The following is a 23033-nucleotide window of genomic DNA, read 5'->3' on the forward strand; positions in this document are numbered from 1 at the left end:
CTTGCTGTCAGAGGGAATCTCAATTACTGCATAAATATGATGAGCACACGACTCATCCAGAAAGCTTCCAGCGGATTTCCAACTTATCGGGAATCCACACACAGGTCAAATGGCAATCTTATTTATGCAAAAATGTGCTATTGGTCGATTAATGTGTTGAATGCATTGAAAATAATAGACTTTTTACATTGATTTAACGCTCGGTAAACGGAGCGGAGAGTGTGATCTGTCTCACTGTCTGGAAGGGCTGTTGGCCCCTATCTCAGCTTGATTAACCGTGAGAGTCAGCATTTTATGCTGGTTTATGGATGGCAGGCGTTTCATGATACTGTTTTTACCCTGAAGCCGTCAGAAGATGAAAAAAAGGGCTAAAGATAAGGAAAAGTAATTAAGGCTATTTTGAATGAAATTTCGTTTATTTTGATTGGTTATGCAATTAATAAAAGGCTGCCGTGACGATTGATCCAGGTCATCGCCGACAAAGGCTAAAAATGGCAGGCTTTGGCCTCTTTTCAAGGCGCGGTCTATCAGATTATGCAGTTACAGAAATTAGTCAATATGTTTGGTGGGGATCTTTCACGTCGTTATGGGCAAAAGGTTCATAAACTGACGCTGCACGGCGGGTTTAGCTGCCCAAACCGTGATGGCACCATCGGACGTGGCGGATGCACCTTCTGTAATGTCGCCTCTTTTGCCGATGAAGCACAACAGCATCACTCCATTGCCGAGCAACTCGCGCACCAGGCGAATTTGGTGAATCGCGCCAAACGTTATCTGGCCTATTTCCAGGCTTACACCAGCACCTTTGCCGAAGTACAGGTACTGCGCTCGATGTATCAACAGGCGGTAAGCCAGGCCAGCATTGTGGGATTGTGCGTTGGCACGCGCCCGGACTGCGTTCCCGATGCTGTGTTGGATCTGCTGTGCGAATACAAAGACCAGGGCTATGAAGTCTGGCTGGAACTGGGGCTGCAAACCGCAAACGACAAAACACTACACCGCATCAATCGCGGTCATGATTTCGCCTGTTATCAACGCACCACTCAACGTGCCCGTGAGCGCGGGTTAAAAGTCTGCTCGCACCTGATTGTCGGCCTGCCGGGAGAAGGGCAGAGCGAATGTCTGCAGACGCTGGAGCGTGTCGTGGAAACCGGCGTCGATGGTATTAAGTTGCACCCGCTGCACATTGTTAAAGGCAGCATCATGGCGAAGGCGTGGGAAGCAGGGCGCTTAAGCGGCATTGCGCTGGAGGATTACACCGTAACCGCGGGCGAGATGATCCGCCATACGCCGCCGGAGGTGATTTTCCACCGCATCTCTGCCAGCGCTCGTCGGCCAACGTTGCTTGCTCCGCTGTGGTGCGAAAACCGCTGGACCGGGATGGTGGAGCTGGATAAGTACCTGAATGAACACGGCGTACAGGGCTCGGCGCTGGGACGTAGCTGGGTGATGCCTGACAATGTGCGTTGATATGTTGAGGGGCGCAGCGCGTATCCGACCTGGGCAGGGAAACGCAGGCCGGATAAGGTGCTAGCCGCCATCCGGCGTAAAGATGGCGCCATTCACGTATTTTTCACACATTCTTCAACGCCTTGCTCAGAATTGAGTATTATTGTGCCAGGTTGTCGTGAAGGAACCCTCTATGAAGCAAATCCGTATGCTGGCGCAGTACTATGTCGACCTGATGATGAAATTAGGTCTGGTGCGCTTTTCGCTGCTGTTAGCGCTGGCTTTGGTCGTGCTGGCCATCGTGGTGCAGATGGCTGTCACCATGGTATTGCATGGTCAGGTTGAAAGTATTGATGTTATTCGCTCAATCTTTTTCGGCCTGCTAATCACCCCCTGGGCGGTCTATTTCTTGTCGGTGGTGGTGGAACAACTGGAAGAGTCCAGGCAACGTTTGTCGCGTCTGGTGCAAAAGCTGGAAGAGATGCGCGAACGCGATCTCAAGCTCAACGTGCAGTTGAAAGACAATATTTCCCAGCTTAATCAGGAGATCGCTGACCGCGAAAAAGCAGAAGCGGAACGGCACTCGACGTTTGAGCAGCTCAAGGTGGAAATTAAAGAGCGCGAAGAGACGCAAATCCAGCTTGAACAGCAATCCTCCTTCTTACGTTCCTTCCTCGACGCTTCTCCGGACCTGGTTTTTTATCGTAATGAAGATAAAGAGTTTTCTGGCTGCAACCGCGCCATGGAACTGCTGACGGGGAAGAGCGAAAAGCAACTGGTAAATTTAAGACCTATCGATGTTTACTCGCCAGAAGCGGCTGAGAAAGTGATTGAAACGGACGAGAAAGTCTTTCGCCACAATGTGTCGCTGACCTATGAGCAATGGCTGGATTATCCCGACGGGCGCAAAGCCTGCTTTGAAATTCGCAAAGTCCCTTATTACGACCGCGTGGGTAAGCGCCACGGTCTTATGGGCTTTGGCCGCGATATTACCGAACGCAAGCGCTATCAGGACGCACTGGAGCGCGCCAGCCGCGATAAAACGACATTTATTTCGACCATCAGCCATGAGTTACGCACGCCGCTGAACGGTATTGTCGGCTTAAGCCGTATTCTGCTCGACACTGACCTGACGAGCGAGCAGGAAAAATACCTGAAGACTATCCATGTTTCAGCGGTGACGCTGGGCAATATTTTCAACGATATTATTGATATGGATAAGATGGAGCGGCGTAAGGTTCAACTGGACAACCAGCCGGTAGATTTCACCAGCTTTATGGCGGATCTTGAGAATCTCTCCGGTTTGCAGGCCCAGCAAAAAGGGCTGCGTTTTGTCCTTGATCCGACCTTGCCATTACCGCATAAAGTGATCACTGACGGTACGCGACTGCGTCAGATCCTGTGGAATCTGATCAGTAATGCGGTGAAGTTCACCCAGCAAGGGCAGGTGACGGTGCGGGCCCGTTTTGATGAAGGGGATATGCTGCACTTTGAAGTCGAAGATTCCGGGATCGGTATCCCGCAGGATGAGCAGGATAAAATCTTCGCCATGTATTATCAGGTGAAAGACAGCCACGGCGGTAAACCGGCGACGGGCACCGGGATTGGTCTGGCCGTATCTCGCCGCCTGGCCAAAAACATGGGCGGCGACATTACGGTTTCCAGCCAGCCGGGCCACGGCTCTGTCTTTACGCTCACCGTGCATGCTCCCGCCGTTGCGGAAGAGGTGGAGGATGCGTTTGAAGAAAACGAGTTACCGCTGCCTGCGCTCAATGTGCTGCTGGTCGAAGACATTGAACTGAACGTGATTGTCGCGCGCTCGGTGCTGGAAAAACTGGGGAACAGCGTGGATGTGGCGATGACCGGAAAAGCCGCACTGGAGATGTTTACCCCGGGTGAATACGATTTGGTGCTGCTGGATATTCAATTGCCGGACATGACCGGACTGGATATCTCCCGAGAGCTCACCCAGCGCTATGCGCGGGAAGAGCTGCCGCCGCTGGTGGCGTTGACCGCCAACGTGCTGAAAGACAAAAAAGAGTACCTGGATGCGGGAATGGACGATGTGCTGAGCAAGCCGTTGTCGGTTCCGGCGCTAACGGCCATGATTAAAAAATACTGGGATACCCGTGATAAAGAGGAGAGCACTGTGACACCTGAAGAAAGCAGTAAATCGCAAGCGCTGTTAGATATCCCGATGTTAGAGCAGTACATCGAACTGGTAGGGCCGAAGTTAATTACCGATGGCCTGGCGGTGTTTGAGAAGATGATGCCGGGTTATTTAAGTGTGCTGGAGTCCAATTTGACGGCGCGTGATAAAAAAGGTGTTGTTGAAGAAGGCCACAAAATTAAAGGTGCGGCGGGTTCCGTTGGCCTGCGACACCTGCAACAGCTCGGTCAGCAAATTCAATCACCGGATCTCCCGGCCTGGGAAGATAACGTGGGTGAATGGATTGAAGAGATGAAGCAGGAGTGGCAGCACGACGTCGCCGTACTGAAAGCCTGGGTGGCAAACGCTGGAAAAAAATGACCCCGGCTTGACCGGGGTGCGCGAACACTGCGCCAACACCAGGGAAATCGTGGCTGCGCCGTAAGTTATAATGATGATTTACAAGGGCGCAGCTCTGTTTTTCAGGCCGCACGCAGTTAAGATAGCAACATCTTAAATATTTTGTTACACGAAACAGCGAAATGTGTGAAGCGTAGCATTTTTATTACAATTATTAATGCGTTTCAGTCAGATGCGAAAAGGACGATGACGATGAAAAAAATTGGTGTAGTGCTCAGTGGCTGTGGTGTCTATGACGGTTCTGAAATTCATGAAGCCGTTTTGACTTTGCTGGCGATAGCCCGTAATGACGCTCAGGCCATCTGTTTTGCACCTGACAGGCAGCAAACGGATGTGATTAATCATCTGACTGGCGAAGCGATGGCGGACTCACGCAATGTTCTGGTTGAAGCGGCGCGTATTACGCGGGGCGATATTCGCCCGCTGGCTCAGGCCGTTGCCAGCGACCTGGATGCGCTGATTGTACCTGGTGGTTTTGGGGCAGCGAAAAACCTGAGTAATTTCGCCAGCCAGGGCAGTGAATGCCGGGTCGACAGCGATCTGGCGGCGCTGGCGGTGGCGATGCATCAGTCCGGTAAGCCACTGGGATTCATGTGCATTGCACCCGCGATGTTACCGAAAATGTTCGATTTTCCGCTGCGTGTGACCATCGGTACCGATATTGATACGGCTGAAGTGCTGGAAGATATGGGCGCAGAGCATGTGCCGTGCCCGGTCGACGACATTGTGGTCGATGAAGACAACAAAATTGTCACCACGCCCGCCTATATGCTGGCGCAGGATATTGCTCAGGCGGCACTCGGTATCGAAAAACTGGTGTCGCGCGTACTGGCTTTAACCGAATGAGTAAAGGGCACGGTATACCGCTGGCTATCCTAAAGCGCTTTTTTCTGCGCGCGGTTATCGTGCTGGCGGTTTTTTGGGGCGGCGGGATCGTGCTTTTCAGCGTGGTGCCGGTGCCCTTCTCGGCGGTCATGGTGGAACGGCAAATTGGCGCATGGTTGCAGGGCAACTTTGGCTACGTGGCGCATTCCGACTGGGTCAGCATGGACGAAATATCTCCGTGGATGGGGCTGGCGGTGATTGCCGCAGAAGATCAGAAGTTCCCCGACCATTGGGGATTTGATATGGCTTCCATTGAGAAAGCGCTGGCGCACAATGAACGCAATGAGAACCGTATTCGCGGTGCTTCTACGTTATCGCAGCAGACCGCGAAAAACCTGTTCTTGTGGGATGGTCGCAGTTGGGTGCGTAAAGGTCTGGAAGCCGGTTTAACGTTAGGGATAGAAACGGTCTGGAGTAAGAAGCGTATTCTGACGGTCTATCTGAACATTGCGGAATTTGGGGACGGAATTTTTGGCGTGGAAGCTGCCGCACAGCATTACTTTCACAAACCCGCCAGCCGGTTAACGATGTCGGAGGCGGCGCTTCTGGCCGCAGTGCTGCCAAATCCTTTGCGGTTTAAAGCCAGTGCACCTTCTGGTTATGTGCGTAGCCGTCAGGCGTGGATCCTTCGCCAGATGCGCCAGCTAGGCGGAGAGTCATTTATGACCCGCCACCGTCTTCATTAAACTAATGGCTGAATACGTGAATTGAACTACACACGTATTTGCGACCCCGAATTTTTGATTAAAGGAATAATCAGAGCAAGTTTGAATGGTAGCTGTAGGGGGAAACGATGCCCCAGTTATTCCTCTTCTTTTTTCCCTCTTCCTGCTTTTTTTTCATAGCGGAAATCCATTTTATCGATCCCATACTTTTTCATCCTCAGATAGAGCTTTTTTCTTGGAATTTGGAAATAGTCGACGACGTCATTGATGCGCCCTTTATAGATATTGAGAGCATCGATAATAATCTGCCGTTCGTAGCTTTCGACGCGTTCATCCAGTGGTGTTGAATTGGCGTCCATGACCTGGAGATTGGCGGAATCTTCAAGCATGAGTACACCGACAGCCGCCAGTTCCGCAGCGTTGACCAACTCAATGATGTTACCCGGCCAGATTCGGGTCATCAGCCGTTTCATGAACGCTTTTCCCAGTAGTGGCGGTTGGCGATTTAATCGCTTACAGGTAAGTGTCAGGTAATGATTGAATATCGGTTCAATGTCTCCTGGACGCTGGCTCAGCGGAAGACATTCGATGTGGGTGAGGGAAAAAAGATAATAGAGTTCTGCCGTAAGTTTCTGTGCCGCAGCCAATTCAGCTAGCGGCGTCTGGCTGATGACAACGAGGCGAAACGATCTGTCTTGTGGTCGTTCTTGTTGTTGGAGCAGGTAACGCTGGTTTTCCAGCGTAAGGTGCTCAATATTTTTAAGCAACAGCGTGCCGCCCTCGGCTGCTTTGACCCACTCCTCCAGCAACTGTGTGCTATTAGCACTCAGCGTCTGGTTGATTAGCGGACTGTCCCTGCGGGAGCTGAACTGATGAAGATACTGCGCTGCCAGAGTTCTCCCGGTACCCGGCTCACCGTAAAAACAGACAGGGAGCGCTGTTTCCGCCAGTGTTTCTAATCGTTGACGTGTTTGGCGTATCCAACTGCTGTCGCCGATTAAATGCTGATTGAACTGAGACCTGCGCCATTTTTTCTGCTCCATATAGGCACTGCGCTCCTTCAGAGCCTTCTCAATCAGCATCAGGAGCTGTTCCGGATTAACCGGTTTTTGCAAAAAGTCGTAAGCGCCTTTTTTTACTGCTTCAACGGCCATCGGTACATCGCCGTGTCCGGTAATCATCAGAATGGGCAGGCTGGTGTCGATAGTCATCAGCTTTTCCAATAACACCATACCGGAAATGTCTGGCATGCAGACGTCGCAAACTACGATGCCTGGCCATTCATTCTGAAGTAGCACTAATGCTTGTGTGGGATCGTTGCAGGTGCAAACTGAATGGCCTTCGCGCTGTAAGAGTTCACTGTAGGCCTGCAGGACGTCACTATCATCATCGATCAGCAGGATAGAAGGGGTATCGTTTGACATACTTAGGGCCTCCCGAAACGTAGAATAACCAGCGCATGGCGGTCCAGTGTTGACGCAATGTCCAACTCTCCCTGGCACTGATGCATAATGGAATGACTGATAGAAAGACCTATCCCCAGACCGACGGGTTTATCGGTGGTAAAGGGCATAAGGAGCCGATCGGCCAGTTGTAGCGGCCATCCCTTTCCGTTATCGGCAACGTAAAGCGTTAGTGTGGAGGCATGAACTTCGTAGTCAATGGTAATGGACGGAGGTTCGTTTTGGCGCGCTTCTAACGCGTTAGTAAATAGGTTGACCAGCACCTGCTGAATCAGGACGTCATCGCCGTAGACCGGAGGGAAGTCGCTTGGTTGGCTAAGGGTCGCCTTCAGCGGGCGATGCTTCAGCGCCAAAAGTTCCCATGATGATTCGATAACCTGTTGTAGATTTATGGCTTCGCAGACAAGCTCACTATCACGGCGACGTGCAAAACTACGTAGTCGTTTAACGATGTTGTCAATGCGTTCGACCAACGCTCGCATGGTTTCCACGTAATTTTTCACGGAGGTAACGTCTTGTTGCGCCAGCGCACGATCGGCGCTGAAGAGATACATGGACATCGCGTTCAGCGGTTGATTGATCTCATGCGCGAGCGTCGTCATTGTTTGACCGACTACGGCCAGCTTGGCCGTTTGGATCAATTCGCTTTGTGCAGTACGCAGATGTTTTTCAGTAGCGATCCGTTCGCAGATTTCCAGTTCCAACTGGCGCTGCTGCTGGTTTATTTGCTCAATTGTTTGGCGTAGTAGGTTAGCGATTCTGCCGAGTTCATCAGTGCCGGACACGGTAATATCAGCGTTCAGTTCCCCATTGCTAAGTTTGACGACGGCGTCATTGAGTTGCCTGAATCGGCGGATCATTCTGGGACGAATATAAAAATAGTTTACCAGGATCACGAATAGCAGAGCTGTCACCATTGCAGCAAAGATCAGCAACCCGCTAATTTGCATTATTTTTTCTAATCTCAGGTTGAATGTTTGTAGCTGCTGGTGGCTGTTCCCCAACTGCATTTCCAATTGTCCGCGTATTTGCATCAGCACACGCTCTTTTTCTCTGATGGTACTCTCTAGTGTCTGTTGAGCCTGCCGTCTGGTCGCCAAAGTCCCGGGCAGATAGTTTTGCTGTGTGCCAAGTTCCAGCAGCGAATAAACAGTCTGGTGCAGTGTGATCGTACTTGAATAAACGGACAATGCGCGAACGTTTTCATCAACGCTGTGTTTCAAATAGTTGAGGTAGTTTATGTGTTGGTTTAATGATTCATTTTCTGCGTCGTTAGTGTTAGCGATTTCTTTTAGGGTGTCGACGATTTGGGCTTCTATGTGGGAGAGCGTGAAGACCAACTGCAGTTCATCCTGCACGCCATGAAGCGATTTTTGTAGTATTTGGTTTTCGCGGCGATCTTTTTCCCGACTAAGTTGATTTAGCAGGGATGACTGTTGCCAGCTTAAGTCCTGGGTGAGTGAGTTCAGTTCGCTGTTGAAATCGTCATGTAACCAGTTGATTCTGGAGGAAATAACATAAAGTTTTTCCTTTTCCTGGTTATTGTCATATAACGCTTTATCCAGGTTGTCGAGTAGTTTGCGGCTATTGATGACCTGTTGGCTCAGTGCATTTTGGTGCTGAGGGTCCAGATGTGGGCTTATTGCCTGAATTTTTTGCAGACGTTGTTCAATCTGCATTCTGACCTGCATGCGGCTGTTGGTGTTGTTAGTCTGTTGTAGTTCATTGAACTCGTTAACGAGTGCCGTCAGGTTCTCTTCAAACAGAAATGATGCCTGAATCCGGGGAAAGTAGTCATCGAGCGCATAGCGTACCTGGGAATTCTGTTCATGCCATGAGTAAAGACTGACTACGCTGACGAATAGCGTCAGGATTGCGCTGAAAACGAATGCCAGTCGTAAGCTCGTACCAATGGTGAGCAACCGCTTCATTTTAACAACTCAATTTGTGTCATCGCCTGTTGCTGCTGATGTTGAAAAAATTGTTGCCATGCCATCATCTGCGTTTCTCGAAATCCCGATTTCTGTTCAAATTGCCATAAATAATCCGGATCGGCGGCCTGTTCTGGTGAAACAGGAACCGCGGTCAGCAAACCCCGAATTTCCGGAAGTGGATGTTTCAGCTTCTTCTCTGCTGCGTACAACGCCTTCCAGGCATCCTGAAGTTGGGTAAGGCGGAAGGTGATCGCGTTGTCAAACATAAGCTGGATCAGTTTCTGGCGTTGCATGATCAGCGGATAATCGAGAGAGGGTGACGAGAACAGTTGCGACTGTTGTTCTGCCTGTGGGTTATCGGGTGGTAACGGGTAAACGGGGTATTTTCCCGAGTCGGAATCGCTGAGAGCCTGTTGCCCTTTTGGGCTCAGCAGAAAATCGATAAAACGCCCAGCTTCCTGCGGATGCTTGCTGTCATAGGTTATGGCAGTGAACATTGGGGCTGCGCGAGAGGTCGGAAAATAGATGAAGTGTAAAGACGGATTGTTTAGCAACACGTTAGCGTAGTTATCGATCACCGGCCCTACATCTCCAAGCCCGTTGCTTATCTTGTTGGCGACGCCGAAACTGCGCGATGAAATGGTTGCCAGATTGCCGCCAATCTTCAACAAGGTATTCCAGCCTTCTCGCCACCCTTGTTGTTGCAACAGATCTTCGATCATCAGGTGCGTGGTATCTGAGCGTGATGGGCTACTCATCAGCAGCGTTCCCTGATATCGCGATTGGCTCAGCGCTGCCCAGGTGGTCGGCATTGGTTCGTTTCTTTCTTCCAGGCGACTAACGTTCATCAAAATACCATAACCGGAAATGGCGACGGCGACGGTGGTCGCCCGGATGGATTCCGGCACCAGCTTCCGGCTGGTCTCCATCGTATTGTTAAACGGCTGGAGGTGGTTTTTGCTTTGCAGTCGCTGCAATAACATAGGGGATGAACTCAACACCAAATCGATATTTTCACCCAATGGATTTTCAAGCAGGCGCTCAATAGACGAACTGGTACGGTTCAGTGTGCGGATTTTGACGGCCTGCGGCTGCTTTTGCCATTGATTGATAATATGTTCCGTCGCTTCCGATGAGAGCGTTGTGGCGATCACCAGTTCGTTTGCGGAGGCGACGCTGGCGTACAAGAAACAACCTAATAGCACTCTTTGTAAAACGTAAATCATTTCGGAGTATAACCCTGATGAGCTTGTGATGTTTTTTGTTTTTTGGCTGCTTTATTATCGGGCAACTGCTACGGATAAAATATGTGACTGCTCTCAAAATTATAAAACAATAGATAATGAACTCATTTTTTTGTATTGAACCTTATATTGCACATTATTGATTAAGTCGTTGTGATAATCCAGTCTGTAAAAGCATTATGGGAAATAATTGGCATATGTGGATTTCTTTTTTGAGTTATTTTTGACTCATTAGTAGAGTATTGTACTTTTCGCCGTCTTTCTTCATTATCAGCATGGCCATTTGAACTTAGTTATGGTCGATTAATGTCAAATGTGAAAATTAATGCTGACAGTCAGGAAAAATAGCTGAGTGTGTCTGAAATGATTTCTATTGAACGGCATTATGTATTTTTACATAAAGTAAGTGTTATCTAAATTAACCCTATGAAAATAGGAAGGTGATCTATGCTCTCTTTATTGAAGCCAAAAGTGGCTACACATAAAGTGCCGGATAGCGAAATTAAAAATACCTATAATCGTTATCGTATGCAGGCGCTTTTTAGCGTATTTATCGGCTATCTCTCTTATTATATTGTCAGAAATAACTTCGTTCTTTCCACACCTTATCTGAAACAGGAATTGAATCTGTCAGCCACGCAAATCGGCCTGCTTAGTAGTTGTATGCTGATAGCTTATGGTATTAGTAAAGGTATTATGAGTAGTCTGGCGGATAAAGCAAATCCCAAAGTTTATATGGCCGTGGGACTGGTACTTTGTGCGTTGGTTAACTTCGCGCTAGGTTTTAGTTTTGCCTTTTGGATGTTTGCTGGATTAATCATACTGAATGGCTTCTTTCAGGGGATGGGGGTCGGCCCATCGTTTATCACCATCGCTAACTGGTTCCCGCGTAAAGAGCGCGGTATTGTCGGCGCGGTCTGGAATATTTCTCACAACGTCGGTGGTGGTATTGTTGCACCCATTGTTGGCTGTGCATTCGCGCTGGTAGGGACTGAGCACTGGAAAATAGCCACTTACGTCGTTCCGGCCGTGGTTGCTGTTGTGATGGCGGCGGTTGTATTGATATCAGGGAAAGGTTCTCCAGTTAGTGAAGGGTTACCACCTTTGAGCACTATTGTTCCGAATGATGTCACCGTCAAGGCAAAAGATGATCGTGCACCTGAAGATATGAGTTCATGGCAGATTTTTTGCACTTACGTGCTTAAAAACAAAAATGCCTGGTTTGTTTCCTTTGTCGATGTTTTCGTTTATATGGTTCGTTTCGGTATTATCAGCTGGTTACCGATTTACCTATTAAGCGTTAAGCATTTCACCAAAGCGGAAATGAGTACTGCATTTCTGATTTTTGAATGGGCCGCGATCCCTACCACTCTGTTGGCGGGTTGGTTGAGCGATAAGCTGTTCCGTGGTCGTCGTATGCCGCCCGCTATCATCAGCATGGTTTTAATTTTTTTCTGCCTGCTGGGTTACTGGAAGAGTGACTCTTTGCTGAGCATTACTATTTTCGCCGCCTGTGTCGGTTGTCTGATTTATGTACCACAGTTCCTGGCATCAGTGCAGACGATGGAAATTGTTCCTGGTTTCGCTGTCGGTTCCGCCGTCGGCTTGCGTGGCTTCATGAGTTATATCCTTGGCGCGTCGTTGGGAACGAGTCTGTTTGGCGTCATGGTTGATCACGTGGGTTGGGATGGGGGTTTTTACCTGCTGCTTGTCGGCGTCATATGTTGCATCATTTTTTGTTTTCTAACGCACTTTGGTGCTCTGGAGCTGGAACGTCAGCGCCAGAATGGAGATGAGAGCAGCGACCTTAAGGGCCTTCAGGCCGAGAGAAACTAACCCTTAATGAGGTTTGCTCAATACGTAAACCTCGCTATTTCTTTTATCTTTATTCAAGAGGGAATAATGATGCTGAAGAAGATCGGTCTTTTTTCGTTGGTCCTGCTATCCGCATCTTTCGCATCGGCGGAAGATCATGCGTTGAATGCGACAGAGTTATCACGTTTTCCCATTGAGGAGGCGCGTCAGGGCGTTGCAGTAGATGCCAGCTATATTTACGCCATTGACGACAAAACTATCGCCAAATACCCGAAAAAAGGCGGTAGTAAACCCCTTTCTGTATGGCATGGGAAGGAAGGCGATAATATCAAACACTTCAACTCCTGTTACGCGCAGGACAACGTTTTATATTGTTCACACTCCAACTATTCCAGCAGGCCGGTGTTAAGCTCAATGGAAATGTTTAGTACCCATGATATGTCTCACGTTGGCAATCACAGCTTTGGTTTTATGGGATTCAACTACGGTTCAGTAACCTGGGTCTTTCCTTATCGCGGTTACTGGTGGGCCGGATTCGCCAACTATGACGAAAAAGGAACCGAGGCTGGAAAAGATCATAACTATACGGCGCTGGTCAAATTTGATAACGAAGGTCGCGTACTGGAGAGTTGGGCTTTTCCATCGAACGTTTTGGCAAAAATGGCGCCGAAGAGTAGTTCCGGCGGCGGTTGGGGTCCTGACGGCCTGCTATACGTCACGGGTCACGATGCCAAAGAACTCTATGTTTTGCGGTTGCCGGAAACCGGTTCAATACTGGAGTATGTGGCTACCATCAACGTGCCATTTGAAGGGCAGGCCTGGGCCTGGGATCGTAGCTCACCAGATCGGATTATTTATGGTATCACCCGCAACAGCAAAGAAGTGATCGTAAGTAAAATACCCAGCATTCCCACGGAGTTGCTAAAACCGCAAGCGTTAGTGAAGTCCGTAGACGCGATGAAGTGATGGATTGAGAAATAGTGCATGGGTTTGCCGATATTATGGCAAACCCATGCCGATTAGGTTAGCCCGTTAACATTCAAGTTCGAACCTGGCTTAACCGGCGTTTGGCTGAGTTACGCTTCGCGGGAAGACAGGGCCAGCGTGCTTCTGTCTTTCGACGGCGCGTCTTTCTTCAGCGCTACCGCGAGTGCAGGTTGGGCAATAAACCGTTCCCACAATCTTTCTTGTTTACGCTCACAAAACCACTTTGACCAGGTCGCCAGGGGGATAAGCGTACTCTCTCCTATATTGTCGCAAATTACCGGGATCACCTCTGATTCGCTGATGCGATGACACAGAATATTCTGCGGCTTCAGGGTCATGGTGACAATGCGGTTGTCACGCAAGTAGCGTTTGAGTTTCTTCAGGAGTTGACGCAAGACCACGGTGTCTTCTTCATAGCGGCACTGGGCAGCAAACTCCGTCAACGTGACGGACGGTTTGCCGTCAAAGTCGGCGATGACATCGTAGACGTAACCTGTGCCACAATCGGTTTCCACCGTCCCGTAATAGCGCGGAATACCGCTCCAGTCTTTCAGGTGGCGTGACAGGTGCGCGTAGTATTTCAGCTCGCGTCGGGTTTCCTTGTCGCCGCCATCCCCATTGTGGTAGACGATCTTAATACAACGCTGGGCATCATCCGGATGCGCATAACATTTACGATGTCTTCCGGTGCCCAGGGGGATCTGTTGGGATAAACGTATCATGAGATCTCTGGAAATGTTTTCTGACATAAATCCAGTATGACCTTCCAACTTAAATGAATCCTAAACGATCGGTCTTAAGGTTTTCTTAATATTGTTACAGGGCAGAAAAGCGCACTAAATGTACAAGTGATGTCTGAGTGTAACAGTAGGCAGGGGGGATTTGGCACCGCGGAGGAGGTGAACATCGCGGGTTTGCCGAATGGCGAAGCACAGTATCAGCGTGTATACAGGCAATCCAGCCCGGTAAGCTTACGCATGCCGGGCTGGACGGTGTTTCTCGGGGGATATGACGCTATAGCAGAGGAACGCCGCTTAGTCTTCGTCGAACCCTGAATTGAACAACGCGATGACAGCCGCCAACGCTTCCACTTCCTGGGGGCCGGTGGCTTCGATTTCGATTTGGCGCCCTTTGGCTGAGTCCAGCATCAGTAGCGCAATCACGCTGTTTGCTTCAGCCTCAGTCCCTTCATCATTGCGTAACAATACTTCAGCTTCAAAACCCTGCATTAATTCAAAGAGTTTCATTGCTGGCCGGGCGTGCATACCCAGCTTATTCGTGACTTCAACAGTTTGCTTCACGGTCATGTTTTGCGTTTTTCCAGCGTACGATGGCGTGACTGTACGTTCTTGCCGCGAGAACGGAAGTAGTCTGCCAGCTGCTCTGCAATATACACCGAACGGTGTTTCCCGCCAGTACAACCAATGGCTACGGTGAGGTAGCTGCGGTTGTTTGTCTCCAGCATCGGTAACCATAGCTCAAGATAGCTGCGAGTCTGATAAATAAAATTGTGTACTTCTGTGTGCCTGTCGAGGAATGCGGCGACCGGCTTATCCAGGCCCGTCATTGGGCGCAGTTTCGGGTCCCAGTGCGGGTTAGGCAGGAAGCGCACATCGAACACATAATCCGCATCAATCGGAATACCGTGCTTGAAGCCGAAAGACTCGAAGACCATCGTCAGTTCGCGTTCACGTTTACCCAGCAGGCGAGTTCGCAACATCTCTGCCAGTTCATGCACGGACATTTCGGACGTATCAACGATCAGATCTGCACGGGAACGCAAGGGTTCCAGCAAATCACTTTCTTCATCAATGGCGCTTTCCAGCGACAGATTCTTGCTGGACAGCGGGTGCAGGCGGCGCGTGTCGCTGTAACGGCGAATCAGCGTGTTGCGATCGGCATCGAGAAACAACAACTGAGGGGAGAAGGCATCCGGCAGGTTATTCATTGCCTGCTCGAAAATCTCCGGCGATTCCGGCATGTTGCGCACATCGATGCTGACGGCCGCAGAAATCTGGCGATCGGCCAGTGTTCGGGCCAGATCGGGCAACAGCACTACGGGAAGGTTATCCACGCAGTAAAAACCCATATCTTCCAGCGCTCGCAGGGCGACAGACTTACCTGACCCTGAACGACCGCTGACGATCATCAGTACCATGTACCGTTTCTCCTCACAACGACAAAAAGGGATGCCATTGGGTTGTTATGCTTCATCCTGTCCACCTTCGGTGTCAGTGATGATTTTATAAAGTTCTTCGTCACTTTGGGCTGAACGCAGGCGGCGGCAGATAGTTTTATCCGCCAGACGTTTCGCCACCAGAGATAGCGTATGCAAATGCGTTTTGGTTTGGTCGGCGGGAACAAGCAGGGCGAAAAGCAGATCGACAGGCTGATTATCTATAGCGTCGAAAGCAATAGGCGTTTCGAGTTGTACGAACACGCCGACAGCGCGTAACGTATCTTCTTCCAGCTTCCCGTGCGGGATTGCAATGCCGTTACCAATCCCTGTACTGCCCATTTTCTCACGCGTCAGAATGGCTTCAAACACCACCTGAGAGGGCAGGCTGAGCTGTTTTGCCGCCAGTTCGCTGATGATTTCCAGCGCGCGTTTTTTGCTTTGGCAGTGGACGCCACTGCGCGTACATTCCTGGTTAAGTACACTGCTCAGTTGTAGAGTCGAATCGTTATTTATCATAATTTCACCTAAGAACCTGCCCCATCCAACTGACGGGTCAGATTCGGAGCGCTAACTGTACAAATGGCCTGTTGTGCTTCACAACAGGCCGTCCTGCACCCGTTAACTGCCCGGACAATTAGTGTTGTTTCAGTTTATCTTTATGTTTCGTTAATTGCCGGGCCAGTTTATCAATCAATCCGTCAATAGCGGCATACATATCCTGACCTTCGGCACTGGCATGAATCTCGCCGCCGTTCACATGCAGTGTCGCATCCGAGGTGTGGGTCACTTTCTCCACTTTCAACACAATGTAGACCTGATTAATCCGGTCAAAATACTGTTCAAGCTTAGCGAACTTGCTTGAAATAAACTCACGCAAAGCTTCAGTAATTTCGACGTTATTTCCAGTGATGTTGAGCTGCATAGTGTCTTCCTTATCGGTTGGGTCAAACCAGTTGTTTGCGCTGGTTAGACGGCGGAATGGATAAAGACTCTCGGTACTTCGCAACGGTACGGCGCGCTACCATGATACCTTGTTCTGACAGCATAGAGGTTAACTTGCTGTCGCTCAGTGGTTTCGCGGGGTTTTCCGCAGCAATTAACTTCTTCACCAGCGCTCGTATCGCCGTGGACGAGGCTTCGCCGCCGCCTTCGGTATTGACGTGGCTGGAAAAGAAATATTTCAGTTCAAAAATTCCGCGCGGACTGTGCAGATACTTTTGCGTCGTCACTCGGGAAATTGTCGACTCATGCATTTCGACGGCCTGGGCGATATCCGCCAGCACCATCGGTTTCATAAACTCTTCGCCTTGCTCAAAAAAGGCTTGTTGCTGCTCAACGATACAGCGGCTGACGCGCAGCAATGTATCGTTACGGCTTTCCAGACTTTTGATTAACCACTTCGCATCCTGAAGATTGCTACGGATAAACTGGCTGTCCGCGTCGTTACGCGCGCCATTGCACATGGCGGCATAGTGCTGATTGATCTGCAAACGAGGAATGCTGTCGCTGTTCAGTTCCACCGTCCAGCGATCGTTATGTTTACGGACCAGCACATCAGGGATCACGTATTCAGGCTCGCCTGTCTGGATCGACTGTCCGGGTCTGGGATCGAGCGACTGAATAAGATTGACCGCTTCTTTGAGCACCTCTTCCTTCAGGCGAGTGACGCGCATCAATGAGCGAAAATCGTGATTGGCCAGCAGATCAAGGTGATCGCTGATGATCAGGCGAGCCTCTTGCAGCCAGGGCGTCGCGGTGTCGAATTGCGAGAGTTGGATCAGCAAACAGTCGCGAAGATCTTTTGCTGCCACGCCGACAGGATCAAAACGCTGAATGCGTTTAAGCACGGCTTCAACTTCATCAAGGTCAATCTCTTCGTCACCCATGCTCTCGAGGATGTCATCCAGCGAGACGGTGAGATAGCCGGTTTCGTCTACCGCATCGACGATCGACGTAGCGATCGCCCGGTCAGTGTCCGAGAACGGCGTAAGTTCCACCTGCCACATCAGGTAATCCTGTAGCGACTGCGTGGTTTCACCCTGATAGACCGGCAGCTCATCGTCGATATAGTCGCCGCTGGTGCCGGACGGCGTTCCTGCGGTGTAGATTTCATCCCAACTGGCATCAAGCGGCAGCTCTTCCGGCATCTCTTTTTGTTCGAGTGCGTCTGCGGTGTCCAGGGTTTCGCTGTCCTGAGTTTCCTGGGTGTCGATTTCTTCGTGAAGATCGGTTTGCTCGAGCAGTGGATTACTTTCCAGCGCTTGCTGAAGTTCTTGCTGAAGTTCCAGCGTGGACAACTGCAACAGACGGATAGCCTGTTGTAGTTGAGGCGTCATGGCCAGTTGTTGGCTGAGCCTGAGTTGCAAACCTTGCTTCATGTTCAGAGTGATTCTCTCCCGCTATGACGTCGCAATCTTCTACCCTATCAGAGTCTGAAGTCTTCCCCAAGGTATACACGTTTAACGTGCTCATCTTGCAGGATTTCTGTCGGCGTACCGTGTGCGATTAGGTGTCCCTGACTCACGATATAAGCGCGTTCGCAGACCGCCAGCGTTTCACGGACGTTATGGTCGGTGATCAATACGCCGAGCCCGCTGTCGCGCAGATGCTCAATGATGCGTTTAATATCGATAACGGAAATGGGGTCAACACCCGCAAAAGGTTCATCCAGCAGGATAAATTTAGGGTTGGCCGCCAGCGCACGGGCGATTTCCACACGACGGCGTTCACCGCCGGAGAGCGACTGGCCCAGGCTGTCACGCAGGTGCTCGATATGAAATTCTTCCATCAGCTCATTGGCTCTGTCGTCGCGCTGTTCGCTCGACAGATCGTCACGGATTTGCAACACCGCCATCAGGTTATCAAATACACTCAGGCGACGGAAAATGGAGGCTTCCTGCGGCAGATACCCGATACCGCGGCGCGCACGCGCATGCAGCGGCAGCAGGCTGATATCTTCGTCATCAATAATGATGTTGCCTGCATCACGCGGCACGATGCCCACAACCATATAAAAGGTCGTGGTTTTACCCGCACCGTTTGGGCCGAGAAGACCCACGATTTCCCCGGAGTTGACGGTCAGACTGACATCTTCCACCACCCGGCGGCCCTTATAGGCCTTTGCAAGATTCTTTGCAGTTAATGTTGCCATAACGAATTAGTTACCCTTCTTCTGTGCCGGGGCCTGGCCTTTGTTTTTGTCTTGCAGCTGCGACGGAACCAGAACCGTGGTCACACGTTTGCCTTTTTCACTAAAGGCCTGCATTTTTTGCTCTTTCACCAGATAGGTGATTTTGTCGCCGGTAATGTTGCTGTCGAGCTGCTCCAGGTAGGCGTTTCCGGTGAGGATGACGAAATCTTTCGCCAGCTCATAATGCATTTTCGAGGCGTGGCCTTTAACCGGCTTACCGTTGTCCTGCATCTGATAGAAGGTGGCAGGGTTGCCGAAGCCATCAATCACTTCTTTGCCATCTTCACCGCCCGGACGGGTAACGACCACTTTATCAGCATTAATTTTGATGGTGCCCTGGGTGACAATGACGTTACCGGTGAAGGTGACGACATTGCCCTGCATGTCCAGGGACTGCTGGTCCGATTCAATATGAATCGGCTGCTCGGTATCGCCCGTGACGGCGAACGCAGGAATGCTGGCGGCCAGAAGTGAGCTGGCAAGCACAAGATTAAGGCTGAGTTTGTTTTTTTGGAATTTCATAGGAGGTTCTAACCTTTTCAATCAGCTCGGCGTTCTTGCTGCGTAAGTTGCCGCGCATTTTCAGTCCGCTGGAGTTAAATGTTGTTCCGTATAACGTCACGAGATCGTCAGAGGTAACATCCTGCGTTACCAGATTGATCTTCGCGTTATCGGTCGTAATTCTGCGTAGTTGAGAGTCAGGCACCAACGCGTTGACTTCAACGTGGCCGTAGAGATACAGCATCCGGTCATCGGTCAACTTGGCTTTGTCGGCCTTAATCGACCATGTCGGGATTTTATCCTTATCAAAGGTGGTTAACACGGGTCGGGTAAACCACGAAACCGCCTGATCTGAATAGTATTCAACATGTTGAGCGATGAGGCGATAGTTCAGCGCCCCTTCAGGACTGTATACGACGGTATCCGTATGCTCACTTTTATAAGTTGGGTCGCTGTTATTCACGACAACCTGGGGCGCATCGTCTTTATCGACCAGATTGATACCGATAAGCACCAGAATGGCCAACGACAGCACAATGATAACCCAACGTCTGGTTTTACTCATATCGATTGCCCTTTGGCCTCATCCAGTTTGCCCTGTGCCAACAGTAATAAATCGCAAACTTCCCGCACGGCGCCGCGACCTCCGTCAATGCGTGTCACGTAATCGGCACGTGGAATCAACAATGGGTGAGCGTCCGCCACGGCAACGCTCAGCCCCACTTTTTCCATCACCGGCCAGTCGATAAGATCATCGCCGACATAGGCGACGTTTTCTGACGCCACGCCCAGTTTATTCAGCAGATCGGCAAACGCGACCAGCTTGTCTGACTGACCCTGATAAAGATGCGTGATCCCAAGTGTGGCACAGCGATCTTCTACAAGTTTAGCTTTTCGTCCGGTAATAATGGCAACCTCAATACCGGAAGTGAGTGCGCAACGAATACCGTAGCCATCACGGACGTTGAAGGCCTTCAGCTCTTCACCGTTATTGCCCATATAAATCAGACCGTCAGACAGTACGCCATCCACATCGAGGATGAGAAGACGGATGTTTTCCGCCCTGGCGATGACCTGGGTGCTGACGGGTCCATAACAGGTCGCAAGCGACGCACCTGCTTTACTCATTTTTATTATCCTTGAGTTTCTACACTACGCCTGCACGCAGGAGATCATGCATATGTAACACACCGAGTAACTGGTCGCCATCGGCAACCAACACCGAGGTAATATGGCGGGATTGCATCAAATTCAGAGCATCAACGGCGAGAATACCTGGACGTACGCGAATGCCCCCAGGCGTCATAACATCGGCAATCCCTAACTGGCGAACATCACCGCCCATATCAAAGACGCGGCGTAAATCACCATCCGTGAAGATACCGTTAATCTTCATATCGTCATCGCAAATGACGGTCATCCCAAGATTCTTACGCGTGATTTCCAACAGCGCATCACGCAGGCTGGCGTTCTTTTTCACATGCGGGATTTCGTCACCCGTATGCATGATATCGTTAACGCGTAGCAAAAGTTTACGTCCAAGTGCCCCACCCGGATGGGATAACGCGAAGTCTTCTGCGGTGAATCCGCGGGCTTTTAGTAAGGCGACGGCAAGCGCGTCCCCCATCACCAATGTGGCAGTGGTGCTGCTGGTTGGCGCCAGACCCAGAGGGCAGGCTTCCCGGGGCACTTTAACACACAGATGCACATCTGCGGCACGTGCCATGCTGCTTTCTGGTCGGCTGGTAATACAGATGAGCGGGACATGCAGGCGCTTGAGTACGGGAATCAACGCCGTGATCTCACTCGATTCGCCGGAGTTTGAAATGGCAATAACCACATCCTGCGGCGACACCATGCCGAGATCGCCGTGGGCTGCTTCACCAGGATGAACAAAAAATGACGGCGTGCCAGTGCTGGCAAATGTTGCCGCCATTTTGCGCCCAATGTGGCCTGATTTGCCCATCCCCATCACGACGACTTTGCCCGAGCACCAGAACATTTTTTCACACGCAAGGGTGAAGTTCTGGTTGATGTACTGGCCTAACTCGGCCAGGCCTTCACGTTCAATTTCCAGGACTTCTTTGCCTGCTAGCTGAAAGTCAAAACCCGGTTGCAACTCTAAGTGAGACATAATCCGTTTCCAGTTACCCAACGAGAAGTGGCGATATCCAGTACAGCATCGCCAGCCATATGATAAAACCGCCAGTCAACAACACGCCCGCGCCCCGACCAATTCGGCGTGAACGATGCCAGCAGAGTAATGCAAAAATAATGCTGACCAGCAGCATGACGCCGTAGTCACGGCCAAAGGCCAAAAGGTTAACTTCACCCGGTGCGATCAGCGCCGGTAATCCTAAAACGATAACGATATTAAAAATATTAGCGCCGATGATGTTGCCGACGGCAATATCGTTTTCCCCTTTACGCACACCCGCGATAGCGGTCGCCAGCTCAGGTAAACTGGTCCCGATGGCCACCACCGTTAACCCGATAGTCAGCTCGCTCATGGCAAAATAATTGGCCAGTACCGTCGCGTTATCAACCACCATACGGGTTGCCATGGGCATAATAATCAGGGCGATGCCGAGCCACAAAAATGCAACGGGCAATCCGCCTTCACGCGGTAGCTCTGCAACCTGTTCCCGGGTAAGACTGTCATTACCCTGGCTGTCGGCCAGACGGGCGATTTTAACAATGAATAGCAGCCATAGCACAGCCAGAAGTAGGAGAAAGATTCCATCACTGCGGCTGAGTTGTCCGTCGTGGAGGACATAACCTGCCAGAACGCTGACGAATAACATTAATGGCAATTCACGACGCAGAACATCAGAATGCACGGTAAAAGGGTGAAATAGCGCGGCCAGGCCTAAAATCAACAAAATATTGGTGATATTTGAACCCATTGCCGTACCGACAGCGAGATCGAGTTGGCCATGCAGCGATGCGGCGACCGACACGATAATTTCCGGCAACGATGTCCCGATACTGACGACCGTCATCCCAATGACGAGCGGGGGGATCCCCAACGTTCGACAGAGAATGGAAGCGGCAAACACCAGGCGATCGGCACTGTAGACGACCAGAAGTAAACCAATAATTAACAGCGCCGTTGCTAAAAGCATCTAAAGTCCTTTCTTCAGGTATACTCGCCGGTCCACGGGAGAGATTGCCTGGAGGCCGTAACGAATTCTTAATTTTGACTTTATGCGGCTAAAAAGTAAAACAAATGCCAGCTTTAGCTAACCAGGGCAGGTAATATTCTGTAAATATGTTGGGTTCATGGTGAAATTCGACGCCATGATGAGATCAACAAAGTACTACGAAGGATGAATCAATGGGTCAGTCTGTGGCGAATTTAGTCGATATGCGCGACGTCAGCTTTTCCCGGGGCGATCGTTGTATTTTCGATAATATTTCCCTGACGGTGCCACGTGGAAAGGTCACAGCGATCATGGGGCCGTCGGGCATCGGTAAAACCACGCTGTTACGCCTGATCGGTGGGCAGATCGCGCCTGACAAAGGTGAGATTCTGTTTGATGGCGAGAATGTTCCCGCCATGTCCCGTTCACGGCTGTACACTGTACGTAAGCGTATGAGCATGCTGTTTCAGTCAGGGGCGCTGTTCACTGACATGAATGTGTTTGATAACGTGGCCTATCCGCTGCGCGAGCATACGCATTTACCCGCGGCCTTACTCAAAAGCACCGTCATGATGAAACTTGAGGCTGTTGGGCTGCGCGGTGCCGCAAAATTAATGCCTTCTGAACTTTCTGGCGGTATGGCGCGACGGGCGGCGTTAGCGCGTGCTATTGCTCTGGAACCGGATCTCATCATGTTTGATGAACCGTTCGTTGGTCAGGACCCTATCACCATGGGCGTGCTGGTGAAGCTGATTTCAGAACTGAACAGTTCACTGGGCGTGACCTGCGTCGTCGTGTCTCACGATGTCCCCGAAGTGCTGAGTATTGCGGATCACGCCTTTATCATGGCGGATAAAAAAATTGTGGCTCATGGCAGTGCTCAGGCTCTGCAAGAGAACGCAGATCCGCGCGTACGCCAGTTCCTTGACGGTATCGCCGACGGACCCGTTCCGTTCCGCTATCCCGCGGGCGACTATCACACCGATTTACTCGAAACAGGGAGTTAAGC

Annotated in this window: 22 protein-coding genes; 7 read left to right on the forward strand and 15 right to left on the reverse strand. The window is 50.5% G+C overall.

What is annotated here, in order from left to right; translation table 11 throughout:
* Positions 1–534 precede the first annotated feature (534 nt).
* From mnmL to mtgA, 4 genes are all read left to right on the forward strand, one after another.
* Positions 535–1470: a tRNA modification radical SAM protein MnmL/YtqA gene (mnmL, locus tag P2W74_RS02315; RefSeq protein WP_276293732.1), complete on the forward strand. Its 936-nt coding sequence runs from the start codon at positions 535–537 to the stop codon at positions 1468–1470.
* Positions 1471–1642: 172 nt separating this feature from the next.
* On the forward strand, positions 1643–3979 hold the full coding sequence (gene arcB / locus P2W74_RS02320; protein ID WP_276293733.1) for an aerobic respiration two-component sensor histidine kinase ArcB: 2337 nt from the start codon (positions 1643–1645) through the stop codon (positions 3977–3979).
* Between the two features lie 231 nt (positions 3980–4210).
* A complete protein-coding gene (elbB, locus tag P2W74_RS02325) occupies positions 4211–4864 on the forward strand; it encodes an isoprenoid biosynthesis glyoxalase ElbB (RefSeq protein ID WP_276293734.1) in 654 nt (217 codons plus the stop codon).
* Positions 4861–5589, forward strand: a complete 729-nt coding sequence (gene mtgA, locus P2W74_RS02330; protein WP_276293735.1) for a monofunctional biosynthetic peptidoglycan transglycosylase — start codon at positions 4861–4863, stop codon at positions 5587–5589. Before elbB ends, mtgA begins: the two co-directional genes overlap by 4 nt.
* Positions 5590–5705: 116 nt before the next feature.
* Here mtgA and pgtA read toward each other — a convergent pair whose 3' ends face one another.
* The 3 genes from pgtA to P2W74_RS02345 are packed head-to-tail and all read right to left on the reverse strand — an operon-like array spanning position 5706 to position 10191.
* Complete coding sequence (pgtA, locus tag P2W74_RS02335; protein WP_276293736.1) at positions 5706–6992, reverse strand: two-component system response regulator PgtA; 1287 nt, start codon at positions 6990–6992, stop codon at positions 5706–5708.
* Positions 6993–6994: 2 nt separating this feature from the next.
* Entirely contained in the window at positions 6995–8962 is a 1968-nt protein-coding gene (gene pgtB / locus P2W74_RS02340) for a two-component system sensor histidine kinase PgtB (protein WP_276293737.1), read from the reverse strand.
* A complete protein-coding gene (locus P2W74_RS02345; protein WP_276293738.1) occupies positions 8959–10191 on the reverse strand; it encodes an ABC transporter substrate-binding protein in 1233 nt (410 codons plus the stop codon). Before P2W74_RS02345 ends, pgtB begins: the two co-directional genes overlap by 4 nt.
* A gap of 465 nt (positions 10192–10656) precedes the next feature.
* Between P2W74_RS02345 and pgtP the strand changes: the two genes are divergently transcribed.
* Both pgtP and P2W74_RS02355 read left to right on the forward strand, forming a co-directional pair.
* On the forward strand, positions 10657–12045 hold the full coding sequence (gene pgtP / locus P2W74_RS02350; protein ID WP_276293739.1) for a phosphoglycerate transporter PgtP: 1389 nt from the start codon (positions 10657–10659) through the stop codon (positions 12043–12045).
* Positions 12046–12051: 6 nt separating this feature from the next.
* Complete coding sequence (locus P2W74_RS02355; RefSeq protein WP_276293740.1) at positions 12052–12990, forward strand: PQQ-dependent sugar dehydrogenase family protein; 939 nt, start codon at positions 12052–12054, stop codon at positions 12988–12990.
* A gap of 110 nt (positions 12991–13100) precedes the next feature.
* On the opposite strand, the gene yrbL is transcribed toward P2W74_RS02355, so the two are convergent.
* The 12 genes from yrbL to P2W74_RS02415 all read right to left on the reverse strand — a co-directional run bounded on the left by yrbL (position 13101) and on the right by P2W74_RS02415 (position 22006).
* On the reverse strand, positions 13101–13733 hold the full coding sequence (yrbL, locus tag P2W74_RS02360) for a PhoP regulatory network protein YrbL (protein WP_276293741.1): 633 nt from the start codon (positions 13731–13733) through the stop codon (positions 13101–13103).
* Positions 13734–14045: 312 nt separating this feature from the next.
* A complete protein-coding gene (gene npr / locus P2W74_RS02365) occupies positions 14046–14318 on the reverse strand; it encodes a PTS phosphocarrier protein NPr (RefSeq protein ID WP_012135339.1) in 273 nt (90 codons plus the stop codon).
* Positions 14315–15169: an RNase adapter RapZ gene (gene rapZ, locus P2W74_RS02370; protein WP_162379338.1), complete on the reverse strand. Its 855-nt coding sequence runs from the start codon at positions 15167–15169 to the stop codon at positions 14315–14317. The genes npr and rapZ overlap by 4 nt, the downstream gene beginning before the upstream one ends.
* A gap of 45 nt (positions 15170–15214) precedes the next feature.
* The gene (gene ptsN, locus P2W74_RS02375) at positions 15215–15706 is read right to left on the reverse strand and encodes a PTS IIA-like nitrogen regulatory protein PtsN (protein ID WP_276293742.1); all 492 of its coding nucleotides are present in this window, start codon (positions 15704–15706) and stop codon (positions 15215–15217) included.
* A gap of 118 nt (positions 15707–15824) precedes the next feature.
* Positions 15825–16112, reverse strand: coding sequence for a ribosome hibernation promoting factor (gene hpf, locus P2W74_RS02380; RefSeq protein ID WP_162379340.1), 288 nt, complete (start codon positions 16110–16112; stop codon positions 15825–15827).
* Positions 16113–16134: 22 nt separating this feature from the next.
* Entirely contained in the window at positions 16135–17568 is a 1434-nt protein-coding gene (gene rpoN, locus P2W74_RS02385; RefSeq protein WP_276293743.1) for an RNA polymerase factor sigma-54, read from the reverse strand.
* Positions 17569–17615: 47 nt separating this feature from the next.
* Positions 17616–18341, reverse strand: a complete 726-nt coding sequence (gene lptB, locus P2W74_RS02390) for an LPS export ABC transporter ATP-binding protein (protein ID WP_276293744.1) — start codon at positions 18339–18341, stop codon at positions 17616–17618.
* A gap of 6 nt (positions 18342–18347) precedes the next feature.
* Complete coding sequence (gene lptA, locus P2W74_RS02395; protein WP_276293745.1) at positions 18348–18902, reverse strand: lipopolysaccharide ABC transporter substrate-binding protein LptA; 555 nt, start codon at positions 18900–18902, stop codon at positions 18348–18350.
* Positions 18871–19446, reverse strand: coding sequence for an LPS export ABC transporter periplasmic protein LptC (gene lptC / locus P2W74_RS02400; protein WP_276293746.1), 576 nt, complete (start codon positions 19444–19446; stop codon positions 18871–18873). Before lptC ends, lptA begins: the two co-directional genes overlap by 32 nt.
* The gene (kdsC, locus tag P2W74_RS02405) at positions 19443–20009 is read right to left on the reverse strand and encodes a 3-deoxy-manno-octulosonate-8-phosphatase KdsC (RefSeq protein WP_276293747.1); all 567 of its coding nucleotides are present in this window, start codon (positions 20007–20009) and stop codon (positions 19443–19445) included. Before kdsC ends, lptC begins: the two co-directional genes overlap by 4 nt.
* Before the next feature lie 19 nt (positions 20010–20028).
* Positions 20029–21015, reverse strand: a complete 987-nt coding sequence (gene kdsD, locus P2W74_RS02410) for an arabinose-5-phosphate isomerase KdsD (protein WP_276293748.1) — start codon at positions 21013–21015, stop codon at positions 20029–20031.
* Positions 21016–21028: 13 nt separating this feature from the next.
* On the reverse strand, positions 21029–22006 hold the full coding sequence (locus P2W74_RS02415; RefSeq protein WP_276293749.1) for a calcium/sodium antiporter: 978 nt from the start codon (positions 22004–22006) through the stop codon (positions 21029–21031).
* Between the two features lie 212 nt (positions 22007–22218).
* Here P2W74_RS02415 and mlaF point away from each other — a divergent pair, with 212 nt between their 5' ends.
* Positions 22219–23031 (forward strand): phospholipid ABC transporter ATP-binding protein MlaF, encoded by an 813-nt coding sequence (mlaF, locus tag P2W74_RS02420; RefSeq protein WP_276293750.1) that lies wholly within the window; start codon positions 22219–22221, stop codon positions 23029–23031.
* The last annotated feature ends 2 nt before the right edge of the window (positions 23032–23033 follow it).

Source organism: Citrobacter enshiensis, assembly GCF_029338175.1.
Taxonomy (GTDB): domain Bacteria; phylum Pseudomonadota; class Gammaproteobacteria; order Enterobacterales; family Enterobacteriaceae; genus Citrobacter_D; species Citrobacter_D enshiensis.